Here is a 21411-nt window from a genome sequence, read left to right on the forward strand (position 1 = left end):
ATAAGCATGTTTTTTTAAATAAAAAAGCAAGATCTCATGGTATTTATTTATTAAAAAATATTATAAATTGTGAATGGTCTTGTAGTTTTTATACAAAATTATGCTGATCTTGATGGTTTCTATATTAAAAACATATAAATAATTTTAACCGCTCAAGCCATCTAATAATCAAGGCCTTAAAACAACAAATATCACTAACTTCAACGGCCTCTCTATAGCAAAATTTAACCGCTTAACTTTCAAAAAATCACATTAAGCGCTGTATTGCAACTTGACCAAACATAGAGCCTTTAGAGATACTCAACTTATCTCTACTCATTTAAAAAACTAAAATGAAATCGCATGACCCAATGAAAAAAAAACGCATAAACTCAAAACTCGGGATCATTATTGCAATTATTTTTATTGTGCTAATCGTCGCTTTTATTGGATGGAAATCTTCAAATAAAAAGCAGCCTTCTCCAGAAAATGCAGCAACATCCGCTTCTAGCGCAAAACCAGCACTGACTGTAACGGTGATACAACCCGAGCTACAAAACTGGAAGCAAAACTTTACAGCCAATGGCAATATTGCTGCATGGCAAGAAGTGGTGATTGGCAGTGAACTTTCGGGGCAACGAATTACCAAAGTCAATGTCAACGTTGGAGATAGCGTACAACGTGGGCAAGTTTTGGCTGAAATTAACAGTGAAAGTATTCGTGCTGAATTGGCGACAGCAAAGGCCAATTATGCAGAAGCGAAAGCTGTGCTAGCTGATGCCAGTATCAATAATCAACGTATTCAACAACTCAAAAATACCGGTGCAATTTCACAACAAGAAGCGACAAAATACCTGACTTCTCAAAGTACAGCACAAGCCCGCTTAGATGCAGCCAAAGCCCAAATTGACAGTAATCAGCTTCGTTTAACGCAAACCCAAGTGATTGCACCCGATCATGGGGTTATTTCAGCACGTACAGCAACAGTTGGCTCATTGGCACAAACGGGACAAGAACTGTTCCGTTTGATCCGTGATAACCGTTTGGAATGGCGTGCCGAAGTAACCTCGACAGACTTATATAAACTTAAAAAAGGCATGACAGCGCATATCACCTCACCTGATCCTAGCCGTTCAGCCGTTTCAGGTAGCGTTCGGATGATTGCACCAGTCATTGACCCGCAAACACGTTATGGTTTGGTCTATGTGGATATACCTACCACTGATGCTGTTCGTATGGGTATGTTTGTCAAAGGTGAGTTTGATCTAGGCGAAAAGCCAGCACTAACAGTGCCTCAAACCGCAGTACTCTTACGTGATGGTTTCTCTTATGTGTTTATTGTCAATAAAGATAATCGAGTAACTCAACAGAAAGTCACACTTGGTCGACGTTTAAATGATCGTGTTGAAATTGTTGATTTAGCAGCAAACACTCAACTGGTTGCCTCTGGAACAGGATTCTTGTCAGATGGTGATTTAATCAAACGTGGTCAAGCGATTCCAGATACACCATTGACCAAACAACTCGTTAGCACGCAGGAGAAATAACATGAATTTCTCCGCTTGGTCGATTAAAAATCCGATTCCCGGTATCTTGCTTTTTATCATGCTTGGTTTAGCGGGTTTGATGTGTTTTCATTGGATGAAAATACAACAATTTCCCGATATTGAATTACCAATGGTCACGGTCACAGCGGCTTTACCCGGTGCAGCACCACCGCAACTGGAAACAGAAGTTGCACGTAAAATTGAGAACTCGATTGCAACTTTACAGGGACTTAAAAATCAATATACCAATATCCAAGATGGTGTAGTCACCGTAACCGCAGAGTTTCAACTGGAAAAACCACTGCAAGAAGCTGTTGATGATGTCCGTAACGCGGTTTCACAAGTACGTTCAGATTTACCTGCGGATCTTCGTGATCCAATTGTCAGTAAAATCAATCTTTCAGGTTCACCGATTCTCACCTATACCATTCAGTCCCCTCGTATGGATGAGGAAGCATTGTCTTGGTTTGTGGATTACGATGTTGCACGTGCAATGTTAAAAGTCAAAGGCGTTGGTGCGGTTTCTCGTGTAGGCGGCGTCACGCGTCAAGTTGATGTTGAATTAGATCCTGAAAAACTCTTAGCATTAAACGCCACAGCAACAGACATCACCCGACAATTACGCCTTGTTCAACAAGATGCATCTGGCGGACAAACCAAAATAGGCGGCAGTGAACAGTCTATTCGTACCATTGCCACAGTAAAAACTGCTGCTGAAATTGCAGCAATGGATATTGCCTTGAGTGATGGTCGCCATATTCGGCTGGATCAAGTTGCCAACATTCGCGACGGCATTGCTGAACGACGTTCTGCTGCACTGTTAAATGGCCACCCTGTGATTGGCTTTGAAATTACCCGCAGTAAAGGTGCAAGTGAAGTTGATGTTGAAATCGGAGTAAAAGAGGCACTTGAAACATTAAAAGCGGCGCATCCTGATATTAAAATCACTGAAGCATTTAACTTTGTAAATCCTGTGGTTGATAACTATAAAGGCTCAATGTCCTTGCTGTATGAAGGCGCACTTCTTGCAATCTTGGTGGTTTGGTTATTTTTACGAGATTGGCGTGCCACGATCATTGCGGCAACTGCCCTGCCTTTGTCCATTCTACCTGCCCTAATTGGCATGTATTACTTAGGTTTTACTTTAAATATTGTCACACTGTTAGCCATGTCGTTGGTTGTGGGAATACTGGTTGATGATGCCATTGTAGAAATTGAAAATATCATCCGGCATCTTCGAATGGGGAAAACACCTTATGAAGCGGCCATGGAGGCAGCCGATGAAATTGGTTTAGCCGTGATTGCCACCACTTTTACCTTGATTGCAGTGTTCTTACCCACTGCCTTTATGAGTGGTATTGCAGGTAAATTCTTTGTGCAATTTGGCTGGACAGCGGCTTTGGCTATTTTTGCCTCACTCTTGGTGGCACGCTTACTGACGCCTATGATGTCAGCCTATATACTTAAACCTTGGGTTGGTAAAGTTGAAAGTCATCATGACAATCAAGTATTAGATGATCAAAGCCAACCAATCAAAGATCATGGTGATCTTGAACTTCAACATGATCGTGCCAAAGATGGTCGGGTGATGCGCGCATATATGCGGATGGTCACGTGGTGTTTAAATCATCGTTGGATCACCTTAAGCAGTGCCATCATATTTTTTATTGCGTCTCTCATGCTCATCCCTTTACTCCCTACGGGCTTTGTTCCACCACCTGACACTGGGCAGACCCAAGTGCGTGTAGAGCTTCCACCAGGTTCACAATTTCCAGACACCTTAAAAGCAGCAGAATACGCCCGTAGTTTAATTAAAGATCATCCTGAAATTAAAAGTGTCTATACCACGATTGGTGGTGGTTCAGCAGGTACAGATCCTTTTGCGGGTGGTGCATCAAGTGAACCAAGAAAAGCAACCTTAACCATTCAAGTCACAGCACGTTCAGACCGCGATGCGAGTTTGCAAAAAATTGAAAATGACTTACGCCAACGTTTAGCTCCACTGCCTGGTGCACGAATTCAAGTCGGTATTGCAGGCAATAACAGCCAATACCAAATTGCGCTGTCAGGTGATGACCCTGATGTACTAATCACGACAGCACGTCAAGTAGAACGAGAAATCCGTACTATTCCAAATATTGGTAGTATTACCTCAAGCGCAGCATTGATTCGCCCTGAATTGGTGATTCGCCCTGACTTTGCAAAAGCTGCGGATTTAGGCATTACCACACAAAATATCGCTGAAACTGTGCGTATTGCCACGGCGGGAGATTTTGATCAGAACTTGGCAAAATTAAACCTTTCGCAACGACAAATTCCAATTGTCATCAAACTGCCCCTGTCTGCACGTCAAGATCAAGATCTGATTAAACGCTTGATGATTACTGGTAGTAAAGGTCCAGTGATGTTAGGCACCATTGCACAAGTTAATATTGAAAGTGGTCCTTCACAAATTGACCGTTTTAACCGTTTACGTAACATCAACTTTAATATTGAGCTCAATGATCAGCCTTTAGGCGATGTTTCGGCTGCTGTAGATAAACTTCCAACCATCAAAAACTTACCTCCGACAGTAAAACGTACCAATCTGGGTGATGCCGATGTGATGGAACAGCTCTTTGCAAGCTTTGGTTTAGCTATGCTAACAGGCGTATTGTGTATCTATGTGGTTTTAGTGCTCCTGTTTAAAGACTTCTTACAACCGATCACCATTTTAGTGGCATTGCCTTTGGCACTGGGTGGTGCGTTTGTGCTACTGCTTTTAGCAAAAAGTAGTTTTTCGATGCCAAGTTTGATTGGCTTAATCATGTTGATGGGAATTGCCAGTAAAAACTCGATTCTTTTGGTCGATTATGCAATTATCGCCCGTAATGAACGACAGTATTCACGTATGAATGCGCTCTTAGATGCCTGCCACAAGCGTGCACGCCCCATTATTATGACCACTTTAGCGATGGGTGCAGGTATGTTTCCAATTGCCTTAGGAATAGGTACAGATCCAAGTTTTAGAGCACCGATGGCAATTTCTGTAATTGGTGGACTGATTACCAGTACCTTCTTATCGTTATTGGTTATTCCTGTTGTATATACATTTATTGATGATATTCACAACATGTTATTCAAACGCAATAAAGCCAATAAATCGAACGAAGCAAGCGTATCTCATTCTTGATTTTTAAAATTGAATCAGATGACAACATAATGTAAAAGAGAATGCCTATCTAGATCTTTATTAGATAGGCATGTTTTTATTTGAGCTAATTTTATTTGATTAATTCAGCAACAAAGCCGCAGCAAATAAGCCAAAGCAAAAGGATGAAAGATAATAAATATATTTGATTTTGGTTTTAAACCAATGCATAGCTTTATTTTGAGTCATCAATCGCACCAAAAACAAGTTCCAGATCAAAACTACACTCACCATCCACAGACAGGTTAAAGTCAGTTGAACAACATTATAGTGTTGATAAATTGCCATAATAATACTGCTATAAAACAGAATATTTTTAGGATTTAATAAACTCGACTGTACCCCCAGTAAGACATATTTCATCCATGCAAAGGTTGGTTTATTTTGGTGTTCTAGATGATAATCCCCTATTAGCTTAGCTTGTTGTGCAAATATGAAACACCGATAAGACAAATAACTTAAATAAGCAATACAGCCCCATTTTACCAGCTTTAAAATTTCATCATCGAGTTTGCCAAGAAAAAACAATGAGCTCAAAATAAGACCAATCACGGCAACATTTCCCAAGACGATCCCTAAGCAAACAGCCCTCGCTGCATGTGGTCCATTTCGAAACAACGAAGTTAAAATAAGAAAAAAATCAGGGCCCGGTGAAAGCAAAGCAATGAAATGGGTGACAATCACAATAATGAACAGTTGCATTACTCGATCCAAAAAATATTTAGATAAGCTTAAATATTTTTAGAACCTATTATCTTGTAGATAATTGCGCAGTTAGAGCATGACAAACTGAGCTTGAAACTGCTTCGGTGTGATTCCAGTATGCGATTTAAACACATGATGAAAATGACTTTGGTCTGTAAATCCCAAATCATGTGCAACTTGAATAATTGCTTCTCCAGACTTCAAACGCTTTCTGGCTATATTTATTTTTTGATTTAATTGATACGCATGTGGTGTTAAGCCAAAATTATTTTTAAACAAGCGAATAATGGCATAACGACTAATCCCTAGACTTTGACTGAGATCTTCTAAAGAAAGCATCTGTTTACTGTGATTCATATCATCAATCATTGCACCCAAATGCTTTTGAAAATAATCAGACTGCTTTAATAACGTAAATTCAAAATTGGGCAATAATATTTCACTCAGGACTTCAATTAATTGTTGTTGTTTGAATAAAATCGATATGGTTGGATCAAATAACAGCTGATTTAACTGCGTAAATGCTTGGTATATATGTGAGTTTGTTAAAATTTGTGGTTTTAGCAACGGAATATGATGGGGATAAAGCTGCTCAATATCTTTGACTAATTCTGAAAAAAGTTGAGCAACCCAATGTGCATCTAGATGCATCATTTGATAACTCCATGCTTGATTTTCCAGTGGATTACATGCGTGTTCCACCTCAGCAGGAATGATTACTACGCTTCCTGTTTGAATTTGCTCTTCGCTGGCAAAATAGCTACTAAAGCGACTTATTCCACAATCCACAGCACCAATCGAAAAGGTCGGATGGCTATGTGATTTATAGCAAATACGACTTTGACATGCCCTACGTGTTTCGACATAGGGCATTTGCGGATCAGTCCAAAATTCAACTGCAGTGTCTAATTGCATCATATCCTCAGTCTTATTTTGGTCTATACAACAGGTTATTCTGCTAAAGCTTTTTCAATATCCTGTTCTATATCCTCAGGCTTCGTGGTTGGTGCATAGCGGTTAATCACTTCACCTTTCTTATTTATTAAGAATTTGGTGAAATTCCACTTAATGCCACTGCCGAGTATGCCCTTACTGTTATTGGTTAAATAACGGAATATCACATGCGCTTCAGGTCCTTTTACATTCACTTTAGCGAACATTGGAAAAGAAACACCATAATTGCGTTGGCAATAAGTGCCGATTTGCTCATTTGTACCGGGGTCTTGTCCACCGAACTGGTTACAAGGAAATCCTAAAACTTCAAGACCTTGGTCTTTATATTTCTCGTAAACCTTTTCTAATCCTGCAAATTGTGGAGTAAAGCCACATTTACTTGCAGTATTTACAATCAATAAAACTTTTCCTTCATAATCAGAAAAAGATTTATTTTCACCCTCTAACAGCTCAGCCTCAAACTGATAAATGTTGGTCATGGATACGTTTCCTCGTCGCCTTTTTCTTGTGATTTTAATTCTAAAGAAGCGGAATTTACGCAGTAGCGTAAGCCCGTTGGTTGTGGTCCATCTTCAAATACATGCCCCAAATGAGCGTCGCAATGATGGCATATAATTTCTACACGTTCCATACCATGTGAATGATCATCTTGTTCTTCTATAACAGTATTATTGATCGGTTTAAAAAAGCTCGGCCAACCACAACCACTGTCATATTTGGTTTCTGAAGAGAATAATTCTTCCCCACAACATCGACATACATAGGTTCCATGCTGCTTGGAATTCCAATACTTTCCAGTAAAGGCAGCTTCAGTGCCCTTTTGTCGAGTGATTTTAAATTCCTCTGGTGATAACTCTCTTTGCCATTCTCGGTCTGTTTTATTGAGTTTTCCCATCATTAAACTCCTTTAAATCTTTGACATTCAATGTCATGCTTCAGTACTTCCATATTTACGCTAGAGCTTGGAAAATTTCTAGCTAAATTTCAACATAGATTGTGATATTTCAGTAATCTATTTTTTTAACTCAAAATAATTGGATAAAATTATGTCCGTTTTAGGTAACACAACCCCACGTGAAATCAAGAAATCGTCAAAGCTAGAGCATGTTTGCTACGACATTCGTGGACCAGTGTTACGAGCGGCCAATGAGATGGAAGAAGCCGGTCATAAAATTATTAAATTAAATATCGGTAACCCCGCCCCGTTCGGCTTTGAAGCCCCGCAAGAAATTATCAATGATGTGGCTTTAAATTTGCCTAATGCTGTCGGTTATACAGATTCAAAAGGAATCTTCCCTGCGCGTAAAGCCATCTGTCAGTATTATCAGCAAAAAGGTATCTTGGATTTACATGTTAAAGATGTGTATATCGGGAATGGTGTATCTGAACTGATCGTTATGGCGATGCAAGGTTTATTGGATGATGGCGATGAAATGCTGGTTCCAATGCCAGATTACCCATTATGGACGGCAGCCGTAAATCTATCAGGTGGTACAGCGATTCACTATAAATGTGATGACCAAAACTACTGGTATCCTGATATGGCGGATATGGAAAGTAAAATCACCCCGAATACTCGTGGTATTGTGGTGATTAACCCAAACAATCCAACAGGTTCAGTCTATCCACGCCATGTTTTAGAACAGATTGTCGCATTGGCAAAAAAACATGATCTGATTTTATTTGCAGATGAAATTTACGACAAAATTGTGTATGACGGTATCGAACATGTCTCTGTTGCAGCATTAGCAGGAAACCATTTATGTGTTTCTTTTAATGGTTTATCTAAAGCCTATCGTATTGCAGGTTACCGTTCTGGTTGGATGGCGATTACGGGTGATAAGTCACGTGCAATGGATTACATTGAAGGCTTGGACATGCTTGCCTCTATGCGTTTATGTGCCAACCATCAAGCCCAATATGCGATTCAAACTGCTTTAGGTGGATATCAATCAATTAATGATTTGATCCGCCCAGGTGGTCGTTTATATGAACAACGCAATATTGCTTGGGAAATGCTTAACGATATTCCTGGCGTGTCGTGCGTAAAACCAGAAGGTGCAATGTATTGTTTCCCTAGGCTGGATCCTGAAATCTATCCAATTGAAGATGATGAAAAATTCATGTTAGATTTCCTCAAAGCTGAAAAAGTTTTACTGGTTCAAGGAACAGGTTTTAACTGGCCTACACCTGATCATTTCCGTGTGGTATTCCTTCCTGCAGAAAATGAATTACGTGAAGCAATGAACCGCTTAAGTCGTTTCTTGGCAAAAATGCGTTAATCTTTATAAAGTAAAGATAAGCTAAAAAAGGCATTCAAAATTGAATGCCTTTTTTAATTGCTCAATTCATCTGTACAACTAAAAACTTAGTCATTGACGTTATATTGCACAACATCTTCATTGAATGCTGAAAAAACGCACTGGCAAGCACTTTATCCAGTTTTAATAGTATGTAACTATAAATTTGAGTGATTATTTGAAAAATTACATTTTTAAATAAGTATGGGCAACAGCTCAGTATTTATATAGATTTAAAAACTGGTACAAAAAATGCTTATGACCAGAACAATGATTGAAAAGGATAGTTTATGAAAAAGACGGTTACTGCACTTACACTTGCAATTGGCATGCTTTTACCCTTTACGAGTTATGCAAAAAATAATGTCGTTGTCGTCGCAACTGGCGGTACGATCGCGGGTGCTGGAGCAAGTTCTACAAATAGCGCAACATATACTGCTGCGAAAGTTCCTGTAGATGATTTGTTGAATGCAGTTCCGCAAATTCAAAATCTTGCTAATGTTACAGGCGTACAGGCTTTACAGGTTGCTTCAGAAAGCATCACTGACAAAGAGCTTTTAACCATTGCACGTAAAGTAAATGAATTGGTTAAAAAGCCTGATGTGAATGGCGTGGTGATTACCCATGGTACAGATACTTTAGAAGAAACTGCTTATTTTCTAAGTCTTACGGTTCATACAGATAAACCAATTGTCGTTGTTGGTTCTATGCGTCCACCTTCAGCGCTTTCAGCTGACGGCCCTTTGAACCTGTATAGTGCTGTTGCGCTTGCTGCCGCAGACAGTGCCAAAGGCAAAGGCGTTTTTGTGTTAATGAATGATGATATTTTTGCAGCACGTGATGTGTCAAAGACCATCAATATTCATACCGATGCTTTTGTCAGCCAATGGGGTGCTTTAGGTACACTGGTTGAAGGTAAACCTTATTGGTTTAGAAACGTTGCAAAACGTTTTAACAATAGCTCTGAGTTTAATATTGAAAACATTCAGGGTGATGCGTTACCAATCGTTCAAATCGTTTATGGTTCAGGCAATATGCTTCCAGATGCCTATGTGGCCTATGCGAAAGCGGGTGCTAAAGCCATTATTCATGCGGGTACAGGTAATGGTTCCGTTGCCAACTATATTGTTCCGACATTAAACCAACTCCAGCAACAAGGTGTACAGATCATTCGTTCTTCACGCGTTCCACAAGGTTTTGTGTTACGTAATGCTGAACAGCCTGATGATAAATATGGTTGGGTGGTTGCTCACGATTTAAATCCGCAAAAAGCAAAACTTTTAGCTGCTTTAGCACTGACCAAAACCAAAGATGCAAAAGAAATTCAACGGATGTTCTGGGAATACTAGTTTAATATCTGAATCAAGCTTAATACTTGAATCAAGTTTAAAACCAGCACAAAGTTAATCGTAAATACATTCATTAAACCGCCAAATTAATTTGGCGGTTTAATTTTATCTTGAATGAATAAATACTTAATCTACTGTTAAATCCAATTGATCAAGGATATAAAGTGTATTGCCATCAATGATATTTTTATCGTGATCCAAATACTTTTGTTCCAATACTCCATCCGTTTCAGAAAAAGCATAATCATCATCATTGAGAAGCCCTAAATGCTGTTCATCAATCACCCATAGACCTTCAATTTTATCGTGCGGATAGTGTAAACGCGCAACCAAATCCACCACTAAGGTTTTTTCTACTGGGTAGATACCCTGTTGAGCCAGACCACTCCAGCCTGCTGTTAACACATATTGTTCTAGGGTTTGTTCCGCTATCAACAGACCGAATTGTTCATCTTGCCGAATCGTTGAACTTGGCTTTAGCTTTTCCAAATCAGTGGCATGTTGCAGATTGATTTTATAAATCCGTTTAAATGCTTGAGGATTATCTTTATAGAAATCATCATCACGTTCTGCGACTAGAAATTGCGTGGAACTCAAGGCTGTAATTGCTGTATTTGAATAGGTCTTTGCACCCCCTTCTTGTTGATACAAATACTGAGAAACGACTTTGCTTTCTAAATCAATCATCACAATACGCACAAGATCTGATTTGCTTACTGAAGCATCGGGATTGCTCATGGTGGATTGCATAATGCCCACCAGCTTTTTTTGATCGGGTGTAATGGTTAAACCTTCCATTCCTCGATTCTGGCGTCTATTGGCATATTCTTGAGGCAATAAATAACCCGATGTTCTTCGCTCATCTAAAACATAGGCATTGATACGATCAATTTCTAGCCCATCTGCATTAAAATGCACAATATGAGGACCGTATTCATCACTGACCCAAAAAGTACCATCTTTGAGTGCAACCAAACCTTCAGCATCCAATCCAAATTCATCTGTCCCTATGGCTAATTTCTTTCCATCTTGGTCATAGGCGATTTCTTTACTTGCGCCAAAATGCTGATTAGGCAAACCTGTAATATTTCTGCCCGTTGGATCTTTTAATAAAATTTCTTTTATTTTCTGAATAGTTCCATCTTTTTTTAACTCAAATAATCCAATTTTAGGGGTATAGTCAGGATCTAAAAAGATTTTGCCATGATCTTGATTAACGTTATACGTGGTGTTCGGCCCACGATCTGTAAGTGCATAGAATTGATACTTTTCTGTGGGGTGTGCTGAAATTTCTGAACCAAACCCACCACAACGAACCTCGATAAAATGGCCGGGTTTTGCACCATCAGGAATATTGCGAATGTTTAAAACCTCATAAGGTAAACGCACGCCTTGGCTAAATTTTTTATAAAGCTGAAGATCTGTGTCAATATTGTTTGGGTTGATATGCTGTTCAGAAGACAATAAGTCCATATGCCAATCTCATTTTTTAATATTCTGATTATTTTCTATCATGAAATCAGATAAACCACAGTAAAAGAAATGCGATAAACTGTATAAATACACATTCAAAGTCAGTATAAATGAAAAGATTTTTTGCCCTATCGCTGATTGTTTGTTCTGCATCACTACAATTGGCATATGCTGGGACGACGTTTAAAAAAGTTTCTGAGTGTCAGAGTGATTATTTTAATGGCGATTATTGTTCTAAAGCCAACCTTGCCAAATACAAAAATGCGCTTAAATCAATGCAGCCTAATTTTGATAAAAAATATATTTTACTCAATACGGGAACTTCAGATTCTTTAGAAATGGTTGCTATAGATACTCAAACAGGGATTGTCTATCCACTCAATTATCAGTTCACGGGTTGGGAAGATAATGAAGGCAATGTCAAAAAGAAGCCCACATATACATTTGGATTGAATGACGCCAAATTATGCTTAATGGGTTCGCAATTCGATGGTGATCATCCTGGCACACATGAAACTTATAGCAATATCAAAAATTGTTTTAGCATCAGTCATCAATATGGCCATACAAAATTTGAATCAAATTACGATGATCAGGTTCAATATAACTATGATAACAAAAGCAAAACGTGGAAGCCTTATTCGCGTTAAATTTTAAATCCATAAAAAAAGAGGCTTTCGCCTCTTTTTTAAATTTAACAATCCGTTAAATACCAGACTTAAACTAATTCAGGTTTAGTCAATTCAGTCATTGGCCAACGTGGTGTTGTCGTCACCGATAAACCATCTTTTTGTCCAGCTTTTAAACGCTGATAACCTGCAAACGCTATCATTGCGCCATTATCTGTACATAAAGCAGGTTCTGCATAATAAACCGTTGCTTTAATTTTAGCTAAATCTGCTTCTAAACGCTCTCTTAAACGTTTATTGGCACTGACACCGCCCGCAATCACCAAACGTCTTAAACCCGACTGTTTTAAGGCTTTAATCGACTTTTTAACCAAAGTATCCACCAAAGCTTCTTGGAATGAAGCCGCAACGTCTGCATCACGTTGTTCTTCACCTAATTTTTTTAACTGCACTGAAACAGCAGTTTTTAGACCACTAAATGAAAAATCTAGCCCTTGATGCAACATTGGACGTGGAAATTCAAACGCGTTTTTGTCACCTTGTTCCGCCAATTTTGAAATATTTGGACCACCCGGATAAGGTAATTTCAACATTTTTGCGACTTTATCAAAAGCTTCACCAGCGGCATCGTCAATCGACTCACCTAGAATTTCGTACTCACCAATTGCGTGTGCTGCCATCAATTGAGTGTGTCCACCTGACACTAATAATGCGACAAACGGAAATTCAGGTGGATTTTCGGATAATAATGGAGCAAGCATATGACCTTCCATATGATGCACGCCAATCGCGGGTTTATTCAGCGCAAAAGCCAAGGTGCGACCAAATAATGCCCCTGTCATCAATGCACCCATTAAGCCAGGGCCGCGCGTATACGCCACTGCATCGATCTCTGATTTTTTCACACCGCTTTGCTCAAGAAGTTGATTAATCAAAGGAATTAACTTTCGAACATGATCACGAGAAGCCAACTCAGGAACGACACCACCATACTCTGCATGCAATTTAATTTGACTATATAACACCTGTCCTCTTAAGCCGACTTCATTGTCATAGAGCGCTAATCCTGTTTCATCACATGAAGTTTCTAAGCCCAGAACGATCATTAAATTGCCTTTTACCCATTTCAAAATATTGCTAAAGCTATTATAGACTTGTGGTATGAGATGTAAATGAGTAAAATACTGACCTTCACTTGTGATCTAGGGTAATTCGACCCTGATCTTATCCATAACTTAATGAGGATTCTTCATGCCACAAGTTAAATTGAAAGAAGGCGAACCAGTAGACGTAGCTATCCGTCGTTTCAAACGTTCATGCGAAAAAGCTGGTGTTTTAGCTGATGTTCGTAAACGTGAATTCTACGAGAAACCTACTCAAGAACGTAAACGTAAAAAAGCTGCTGCTGTTAAACGCTACCAAAAGAAATTGGCGCGTGAATCAGTACGTACTACTCGCCTTTACTAAGATTAATTTGTGATTGATTGACTCACCTGGACAGATAAATGACTACTTTAAAAATCCAAATAACTGATGTTTTAAAAGCAACAATGCGTGCTAAAGAAATGGGTAAGTTAACGGTAATTCGTGGTCTACAGGCAGCAATCAAGCAAATCGAAGTCGATGAGCGCATAGAGCTTGACGATACTCAGGTTCTTGCGGTCATTGAAAAGCAAATCAAACAACGTAAAGAATCGGTCAAAGCCTTTGAAGGTGCAGGCCGTGAAGATTTAGCTAGTAAAGAACAAGCCGAAATTGAGGTGTTATCTCAGTTTCTACCTGAAGCTATGTCAGAGGACGAGCTTGATTCTCTCATTGCGCAAACTATTACTGCGCAAGGTGCAACTAGCATGAAAGATATGGGTAAGGTGATGAATTCTCTACGTCCGATCATAGCCGGACGTGCCGATCCAGCACAAGTTTCTGCAAAAATTAAAGCAAAACTTGGCTAAACCCAACGTTCTTAAATCTGAATTTCTGTTTGATTTGGTCTATTTAACAACTTTAATAAAAATTATTTTGCAATGAAATAGTTTCTTGTTAAATAGCCCAAAATCGTCAATCTACAATATCACTTCATTTATTTTCTATCTGATAATGGCAAATATCTCTAAAACCACCATCGACTGGATTTTGTACAGATTGATATTGAATATCTTTAAGTAAAAACCCTGCTTTTTCACATAAATTTCGTGCCAATATATTTTCTACATCGACATAAGCATTTAAACCCAAAAAATTCCATTTCGAGAATAAACTACTTACAAATAGTATTAGCGCTTGTGACATGTAGCCTTTTTGCTTAAATTTTGAGTTTCCCCAAAACCCAATAGATGCAGTATTTTGCAACCAATCAATTGCATGGATATCAACAACCCCTAAAAAATCATCAGTTTCTTTTAAACGGATAATAAATACAAAGTTCTCTTTATTTAATAACGCCACCAAACGAGATTGGCAAAATGCCATTGAAGCTGGTAAATTAGGTTCTTCCAATGCCCATACTAAACTTGCAGGAAACTTTCTAAGCTCTGTTAAACTATTTTTTATTGCACTATATAAATCTTCAGCATCAGATACTTGAATGATGTTGAGAACAATCTGATCATTCTAAATTTGAAATTGGTTAAAATCCATAAATAATGTGGCTCAGATGTAAGATGTTAAAGATAAACCTATTTCAAATCACACTGAATATTATATTTTTTAAGTAACTGCATTTCAGGTGACAACATCACTTTATCAATCACATTTTGTTTGGTCATAGATTGCGCTGATGGTGGGAGGTATTGACGATTTTCATCTGTCGTTTTATACATATCATCGACATATTTTTTAACAATGCCACAGAATTGTGACTCTTGTTGCGGGTTAAACTGGCTCAATTTCGGATCTAGACTACGTAAAAAAAATTTCATATCTGCACTGTATTGCGCCGAAATACGCTCAACTTCTCGAACATAGCTTTCTGGTACTGCTGCAAATGTTGAGTGAGCATAGAAAAAAATGCTGAATGCGATTAAAATTTTCTTCATGTGAATCAAATACTTTATTATAACTTTAAGTGATTTTAGCTTAACCTGTTCACGCAAGAATAGAAAGTAAATTTTCTTTAATGGCTCATTTAAAATCACCCATTATTTTTAGTTTTTTAACTCAAGTTTTAAGTTCTTTAAATCAAGCTTTTAAATTTTTAACTTTCGTTCATCTTGCATCACCTTTAAGCGTGTATCGATACGGGCACTCATCGCATTATTTTCTTTAGCTAAACGCTTGGCATGTAAAAGTGATTTAATTGCATTTTCTTCATCACCAGACCAATATTGAACTTCCGCCCTATTTCTCAGCACATTGACTGTACGCATTGGATTCTTTTTATCTAAATTTGCCGCTTGTTGTAACAATTGCCAGCCAATAATGTCCTTATTATTTTTATTCACAAAACGATTGACCAATTGCTCGGCTTCTTTGGGTTTCTGCTGTCGAATATAAACTTCGGCTAATTTATAACTTAATGCGCGATTTTCTGGGGTTATGATTTGCTTGCTGATGATGGTTTGATAGGCATCATCTAATTTATTTCGCCCTAAATAAATATCAGTTTGAATCAAGGTAACCAAAGTATGTTCTGCGTTAACCTTCTTGGCTAAATTCAGCTGCGTCTGCGCATTGTCATAATCACCTTGCAGCAAATAATATTCGCTTAAAGCCAATAAACCCGCTAAATTATTCGATTGTGCTAAAGCCAGCAATTGACGGTCAGTGGCTTGTCCCGAAATTACTGCGGTATACCATTTAATAATATCAAAATCAGATTGCTGGGCACGAAAAGGAACTTTTGGGAACTGATTTGCCCTTAATCTTGCTTCACTCATACGCTCTGTTGTTAAGGGATGAGTTAACCAAAAATCAGGTAAAAAACTTAAACGACTGGTAGAACGATGCATGGTTTCAAAGAAATCAGCCATACTTTCTGGGTCATATCCAGCCCCGTACATAAACTGCATACCGATCCGATCAGCTTCACGTTCTTGATTTCGGCTATAACTGAGTTGCTTGTCCATCAATGCAGCTTGTGTACCCATCATCACCGCACCACCAATATCACCATCCGCTTTGGACGCCAATGCAGCACCGACGATAATTCCTGCAAGCGCCAATAAACCTTGACCTTTAAATGCTTCCTGCGAACGGCTGTAATGACGTTGTGTGACATGGGCAATTTCATGTCCCATTACACTAGCAACTTCATCCATATTACTTGAAGCTGTAATCATCCCACTATTTAAAGCAAACATGCCCCCAGGTACTGCAAATGCATTGATCTGAGCATCTTTGATCACCACCAAGCCTACTGGCTGTGAAAGCTGGGTCTGACTGAGAATTTTTGAAAAAACCAGCATAAACTGATCTTCCAGCCAAGGATCTTGCAGAACTGGCATTTGCTGTTGAACTTGACGATAAACTTTTTCACCAATGGTTTTTTCTTTTTGTTGATCAATAAATCCCACCCCACTGCCAATTTCAGGTACTTCAAATTGAGTACTATTTTGAGTTTGCAGAAAATCATCAGCTGAGCTAATTGAAGTGCTTAAGCAGAGACAAAGGCTGAGGAAGGTCTTGTTCAATTGATCGTCCCAATTATTTTAATATTCTAAATATAACATTGAATTTAGTACAAATTCGCAATGAAGTGTTAGGGGGCTGTAAACATTTCATATGTAATTTGCATTGTCAGCAAACATTCAACATCCACTAGAAGTTTTCATTGACTAAATATCTTGGTGTGCGTTGTTCCAAAGCATCGACTAAATTTTGAAAAGCCAGTTCCGCCATTTTCTTGCGCGTCTCGGCAGTTGCTGAGCCGATATGCGGTAAAGTCACGACATTATCCAACTCAAACAATGGCGATTGTTGCAATGGTTCTTTTTGGTATACATCTAGACCCGCAGCAAAAATTTGACGGTTCTGTAAAGCCTCAGTTAATGCCTGTTCATCCACTACTGAACCACGCGCAATATTGACAAAAACAGCATGCTTTTGCATCAAGGCAAACTCTTGAGCACCGATTAATGCTTTAGATTGGCTATTTAAGTCTACTGCAACCACAACAAAATCAGCTTGTTTTAACAGTACTTCAAGACTTTTATATTGTGCATTAAACTGTTGTGCAACTTCGATTTTTTCACGGCGATTATGATACAAAATATTCATATTAAAGCCATAAAATCCACGTCGTGCAATTGCTGCACCGATATGACCTAAACCGATTATTCCTAAAGTTTTACCAAAAATTTCTTGACCAAATTGTGTCGCATTGACTGTACGTTGCCACTCACCTTGTTTGGTCCAGTGATCTAGACTCGGTACTTTACGTGCAGCACTCATCAACAAAGTAAACGCTAAATCCGCAGTCGTTTCGGTCAATACGTGTGGTGTATTCGACAACCAGATTTTCTTTTGATTTAAATAATCAACATCGTAATTATCATAGCCTACACTGACAGAGGAGATAATTTTTAATTTTTCTGCAGTGGCTATATTGCTTTCATTAATCAAACGACCCGCACCAATCATTGCGTCTGCATCAACAACCGCTTGACGAATTTGTGCATTGATATCGCCTTGCTTAGGATTCAATACAACCAACTGATATTTTTCTGCTAATTTTGCTTGAACTTCTGAGTCGATTTGACTAAATACAACCACTTTTTTATTCATATCCCAGAAAACCTCTCAGTACAGATCTTGAAAACTAATTCAGTTTATTTTGCATAAATTGCCATAGACGGCGTTTTAATAAAGGTTGCTCAATCATCTCTTGTAAACTTGCCAATTCAAACATTTCAGTATTGTTTAAATAAGGCAATTGACCAAGACTGATGACTTTACGCTCTTGCCTTAAAGCATCAACAAACCCTTGGATATACATCGCAGCCCCTCTTCCATCTTGAAGCTGCAACATTGGAAAAGGCCATTTTAAATCATAAAATTGCCCTACAAGCGCCTGCTGTATATTGCCCCATAGTGTTAATTGGTCAGCGCTGATTTGAGTACAATCGACAAAGATGACACAGCTTTCAATGCAATAGGCTTGGATTTCAAATGGCGCAATTTGTAATGCAGGCTCGACAATAAAGTTTGTCTGTTGCTGAATTTGTTCAGGCGCTGAAATTTCTTCAGTTTGCTGTGTTTCTGGATTTCGTTTTAATAAAGAAACTTCAGGCTGATGTGTTTTTTCAATCTGTGACGGCTGTACATTTTGATTTTCTAATTTTGCATCAGATTGAGTTGAATGCGTGTTCAACTCAGGCACAACAGCAATATCCCGTTCAACTTGAGCAATATCACGGTATAGCGCATTTTCATAATGACGTGTTTGAACATCAACCTTGGGGATCCAAAGCTCTATTCCCATCGTAGCCAAAATGCTACGTTGATGTTCCGATACATTCATATTCATTATGGATTCAATACACACTATTCAAGCTATATTTTAGCTGTGTTTTGACTTTTTTGTCGCACTAATCAAAGTAAAAAAACACGATAAATTAAATTTATGCGCAAGAATATGTTACATGCTGATTTTAGCGACAATCATTGAGCACCAACTCACTATAAAGATGTGATTAAAATTCCGTACTTTGCCGTAAGATACATCCCCTGACGAATGATATCTGTACCATTGGCATGATGAACTTTGAGTTCTTGAGTCAACACATCAAATTGAAAAGCATCATAACAATCTTGATGTTGGCATAACCAATTTAAAGTATCAGCAAGATGTTCATCGACAATATAATTTTCAGCTAAAAAATCTTTAGACATTATGATTCAAAGACAATAAAACAAGAGTAGCATTATTCTAACGTAAATTTAGCAATACTTAAAAAACCAAGACAGCCTTAAGCAATATAACAGCCATATGCAATCAAACGAGGACATCTACCACCATAAGATTGAATGAATCAGCTTGCAAAACTAGATTTTTATTATTTTCATTTAGAGATATAACACTTTCTAAATATCACCATATTTTATCGAATGATCATAATACAGTGATATTTTGCGATCGCTTCTAGAAAATTAATGATGAGCACCACACTTACGGCACTCTTTAACCACAATATTATGTCCAATTTCATATTCAAAACTGTGGATACACAATAATTTTCTGATCTTTTGAAACATTCTAAAACTCCTTTTAATATCTCACGTCAATATAGTTTCATCCTAAAACATCAATGCCTTAACAAGACATGTAATATGTTTAGCACATATACATATATCTGAATAATACTTTCTCCTAGTTCTTTAGTCTGATATCCCAAATTTCATCATCAAATTTTCAAATTGTGATAATCCAACTAAGCTATTGTTTTTTATTGGTTAAAAGAATAAAAATGTTGCAAAAATATATTGTTTTTAAGCTTGATTTAATCTGACTTTTATATAGGATGAAATGATAGCTTTTTCTATTTAACAATTTTTTTCACTTAGAAAGCTTCTGAGAAAAATACAATTTAAGCCTATCAACAAGATTATAAAGGAATTTTATATGCAAGGACGTATGATGCAGCAACCATTATTAATCAGTAGCCTCATTGAGCATGCTACGCGTTATCATGGTGATACTGCGATTATTTCAAAAAATACCGATGGCACGATTACAAAGACAGATTGGACACATGTAAGCGAAAACGCTAAACGCTTTGCCAATGCACTTGCTGGACTGGGTTTAGGCTTAGGTGACCGAGTTGCAACGATTGCATGGAATAATCATCGTCATCTTGAATCTTGGTATGCAATTTCCGGAAGTGGCTTGGTCTGTCACACCATCAACCCTAGACTCTTTCCTGAACAATTGATCTTTATTATCAATGATGCTCAAGACAAAGTGGTGTTATTTGATAAAACATTTTTACCGCTAATCAAAGCAGTGAAAGCCCTTACCCCTCATGTAGAACATTTCGTTTATCTGGGTGCTTTTGACCAAGATATTGCCGATGCCCTCCCAGATGTTAAGTTCTATGATGTGCTGATTGCAGAACATTCTGTACAGTACGAGTGGCCTAATTTTGAGGAAAATACTGCAAGCTCTCTATGCTATACCTCAGGGACAACAGGCAATCCAAAAGGCGCATTGTATAGTCATCGCTCAACCATTTTACATACCTATGCGATCGCGCTACCCGACTCTCTAAATTTATCTGCAAAAGATATTATGTTACCTGTGGTTCCCATGTTCCATGTCAATGCTTGGGGTACACCTTATGCCGCAGCAATGGTTGGTTGTACGTTGATACTCCCGGGGCCAGGTTTAGATGGCGCCAGCTTAGTACAAATGATTGATGAATATAAAGTCAGTATTGCACTTGGTGTACCAACGATTTGGCAAGGCCTGCTTGCAGCAGCAAAACAATCTAGCAGTACTCTTGAAAGTCTTAAACGGAATGTCGTTGGCGGTTCAGCCTGCCCACCAGCAATGATGAAAGCATTTAGAGACATCTATCATTGCGAAACTATTCATGCATGGGGCATGACTGAAATGAGCCCATTGGGTACAGGTAATCAGCTCAAAGCCAAACACTTAAATTTAAGTGAAGAAGAACAATTTAAAGTTCGCCTATCTCAAGGTCGCCCACCTTTCGGCGTAGATTTACGTATTACCGATGAAGAAAATGGCTCACATGAAGTTGCTCGTGATGGACATAGCACGGGGAATCTGCAAGTAAAAGGCCATTGGATTATTGAATCTTATTATGGCAAATCAGAAAAAGCATTAAGTGCCGATGGTTGGTTTGATACTGGTGATATTGCCACGATTAATGAAGATGGCTATTTGCTTTTAAGCGATCGTGCCAAAGATTTAATTAAATCAGGTGGTGAGTGGATTTCTTCTGTTGAGCTTGAAAACATTGCTATGAATCATCCTGAAATTGCGATGGCTGCCGTTATTGCAGCAAACCACCCGAAATGGGATGAACGCCCAGTGGTGATTGCGATTAAACAGCAAGGTACTCACATTACTGAGCAAGACCTACTGGATTACTATGCTGATAAGATTGCAAAATGGCAAATCCCCGACAAAGTCATTTTTGTTGAATCCATTCCTTTAACAGGAACGGGTAAGATGTTAAAGCGTGATTTACGTGAACAATATGGTGATGTGCTATTAACTGAATAACACCATTGAAGTGCTTTAGCGTGTAACGCCATCTTCAAATCAGTTTTAAAAGCCCAATATTTCATTGGGCTTTTCTATTTCTAAAAAATTTGATATTC

Annotated in this window: 20 protein-coding genes; 8 read left to right on the forward strand and 12 right to left on the reverse strand. The window is 38.3% G+C overall.

Annotation, left to right across the window (positions count from 1 at the left end; translation table 11 throughout):
* Nucleotides 1-332: 332 nt before the first annotated feature.
* Entirely contained in the window at nucleotides 333-1526 is a 1194-nt protein-coding gene (locus CQZ96_RS04210) for an efflux RND transporter periplasmic adaptor subunit (RefSeq protein ID WP_016539514.1), read from the forward strand.
* Between the two features lies 1 nt (nucleotide 1527).
* A complete protein-coding gene (locus CQZ96_RS04215) occupies nucleotides 1528-4698 on the forward strand; it encodes an efflux RND transporter permease subunit (protein ID WP_105712800.1) in 3171 nt (1056 codons plus the stop codon).
* 99 nt (nucleotides 4699-4797) lie between these two features.
* On the opposite strand, the gene CQZ96_RS04220 is transcribed toward CQZ96_RS04215, so the two are convergent.
* The 4 genes from CQZ96_RS04220 to msrB form a co-directional block, all read right to left on the reverse strand.
* Nucleotides 4798-5418, reverse strand: coding sequence for a LysE family translocator (locus CQZ96_RS04220; protein ID WP_105712801.1), 621 nt, complete (start codon nucleotides 5416-5418; stop codon nucleotides 4798-4800).
* 72 nt (nucleotides 5419-5490) lie between these two features.
* Nucleotides 5491-6336: an AraC family transcriptional regulator gene (locus CQZ96_RS04225; protein ID WP_105712802.1), complete on the reverse strand. Its 846-nt coding sequence runs from the start codon at nucleotides 6334-6336 to the stop codon at nucleotides 5491-5493.
* Nucleotides 6337-6371: 35 nt separating this feature from the next.
* Nucleotides 6372-6854 carry a glutathione peroxidase gene (locus CQZ96_RS04230; protein WP_004720960.1) on the reverse strand — a complete coding sequence of 161 codons (483 nt, stop codon included), beginning with the start codon at nucleotides 6852-6854 and terminating at the stop codon, nucleotides 6372-6374.
* Nucleotides 6851-7270 (reverse strand): peptide-methionine (R)-S-oxide reductase MsrB, encoded by a 420-nt coding sequence (gene msrB, locus CQZ96_RS04235; protein WP_004821128.1) that lies wholly within the window; start codon nucleotides 7268-7270, stop codon nucleotides 6851-6853. Before msrB ends, CQZ96_RS04230 begins: the two co-directional genes overlap by 4 nt.
* Before the next feature lie 151 nt (nucleotides 7271-7421).
* Between msrB and CQZ96_RS04240 the strand changes: the two genes are divergently transcribed.
* Entirely contained in the window at nucleotides 7422-8657 is a 1236-nt protein-coding gene (locus CQZ96_RS04240) for a pyridoxal phosphate-dependent aminotransferase (protein ID WP_004720962.1), read from the forward strand.
* Between the two features lie 308 nt (nucleotides 8658-8965).
* Nucleotides 8966-10024, forward strand: a complete 1059-nt coding sequence (locus CQZ96_RS04245) for a type II asparaginase (protein WP_004720964.1) — start codon at nucleotides 8966-8968, stop codon at nucleotides 10022-10024.
* A gap of 126 nt (nucleotides 10025-10150) precedes the next feature.
* Here the strand turns inward: CQZ96_RS04245 and CQZ96_RS04250 are convergent, their stop codons facing one another.
* Nucleotides 10151-11497, reverse strand: a complete 1347-nt coding sequence (locus CQZ96_RS04250) for an esterase-like activity of phytase family protein (RefSeq protein WP_105712803.1) — start codon at nucleotides 11495-11497, stop codon at nucleotides 10151-10153.
* Between the two features lie 110 nt (nucleotides 11498-11607).
* On the opposite strand from CQZ96_RS04250, the gene CQZ96_RS04255 reads away from it, so the two are divergent.
* On the forward strand, nucleotides 11608-12147 hold the full coding sequence (locus CQZ96_RS04255; RefSeq protein ID WP_105712804.1) for a hypothetical protein: 540 nt from the start codon (nucleotides 11608-11610) through the stop codon (nucleotides 12145-12147).
* A 68-nt stretch (nucleotides 12148-12215) separates the two neighbouring features.
* On the opposite strand, the gene tsaD is transcribed toward CQZ96_RS04255, so the two are convergent.
* Nucleotides 12216-13232: a tRNA (adenosine(37)-N6)-threonylcarbamoyltransferase complex transferase subunit TsaD gene (gene tsaD, locus CQZ96_RS04260; protein ID WP_105712805.1), complete on the reverse strand. Its 1017-nt coding sequence runs from the start codon at nucleotides 13230-13232 to the stop codon at nucleotides 12216-12218.
* A gap of 145 nt (nucleotides 13233-13377) precedes the next feature.
* Between tsaD and rpsU the strand changes: the two genes are divergently transcribed.
* Together rpsU and CQZ96_RS04270 are read left to right on the forward strand one after the other, a co-directional pair.
* On the forward strand, nucleotides 13378-13593 hold the full coding sequence (rpsU, locus tag CQZ96_RS04265) for a 30S ribosomal protein S21 (protein ID WP_001136722.1): 216 nt from the start codon (nucleotides 13378-13380) through the stop codon (nucleotides 13591-13593).
* 38 nt (nucleotides 13594-13631) lie between these two features.
* Nucleotides 13632-14078 (forward strand): GatB/YqeY domain-containing protein, encoded by a 447-nt coding sequence (locus tag CQZ96_RS04270; protein WP_105712806.1) that lies wholly within the window; start codon nucleotides 13632-13634, stop codon nucleotides 14076-14078.
* Between the two features lie 124 nt (nucleotides 14079-14202).
* On the opposite strand, the gene CQZ96_RS04275 is transcribed toward CQZ96_RS04270, so the two are convergent.
* The 6 genes from CQZ96_RS04275 to CQZ96_RS04300 all read right to left on the reverse strand — a co-directional run bounded on the left by CQZ96_RS04275 (nucleotide 14203) and on the right by CQZ96_RS04300 (nucleotide 18954).
* Nucleotides 14203-14727, reverse strand: a complete 525-nt coding sequence (locus CQZ96_RS04275) for a GNAT family N-acetyltransferase (RefSeq protein WP_228722805.1) — start codon at nucleotides 14725-14727, stop codon at nucleotides 14203-14205.
* 74 nt (nucleotides 14728-14801) lie between these two features.
* The gene (locus tag CQZ96_RS04280; RefSeq protein ID WP_105712807.1) at nucleotides 14802-15161 is read right to left on the reverse strand and encodes a hypothetical protein; all 360 of its coding nucleotides are present in this window, start codon (nucleotides 15159-15161) and stop codon (nucleotides 14802-14804) included.
* 150 nt (nucleotides 15162-15311) lie between these two features.
* Nucleotides 15312-16709, reverse strand: coding sequence for a M48 family metalloprotease (locus CQZ96_RS04285; protein ID WP_228722806.1), 1398 nt, complete (start codon nucleotides 16707-16709; stop codon nucleotides 15312-15314).
* A 172-nt stretch (nucleotides 16710-16881) separates the two neighbouring features.
* Nucleotides 16882-17847, reverse strand: a complete 966-nt coding sequence (locus CQZ96_RS04290; protein ID WP_105712809.1) for a 2-hydroxyacid dehydrogenase — start codon at nucleotides 17845-17847, stop codon at nucleotides 16882-16884.
* Between the two features lie 34 nt (nucleotides 17848-17881).
* Nucleotides 17882-18589 (reverse strand): hypothetical protein, encoded by a 708-nt coding sequence (locus CQZ96_RS04295; RefSeq protein ID WP_105712810.1) that lies wholly within the window; start codon nucleotides 18587-18589, stop codon nucleotides 17882-17884.
* A gap of 152 nt (nucleotides 18590-18741) precedes the next feature.
* Nucleotides 18742-18954 carry a hypothetical protein gene (locus CQZ96_RS04300; protein WP_004720981.1) on the reverse strand — a complete coding sequence of 71 codons (213 nt, stop codon included), beginning with the start codon at nucleotides 18952-18954 and terminating at the stop codon, nucleotides 18742-18744.
* A 730-nt stretch (nucleotides 18955-19684) separates the two neighbouring features.
* On the opposite strand from CQZ96_RS04300, the gene CQZ96_RS04305 reads away from it, so the two are divergent.
* Complete coding sequence (locus tag CQZ96_RS04305) at nucleotides 19685-21313, forward strand: long-chain-fatty-acid--CoA ligase (protein WP_105712811.1); 1629 nt, start codon at nucleotides 19685-19687, stop codon at nucleotides 21311-21313.
* The last annotated feature ends 98 nt before the right edge of the window (nucleotides 21314-21411 follow it).

The sequence above is a fragment of the Acinetobacter sp. MYb10 genome (assembly GCF_002980175.2).
GTDB lineage: Bacteria > Pseudomonadota > Gammaproteobacteria > Pseudomonadales > Moraxellaceae > Acinetobacter > Acinetobacter guillouiae.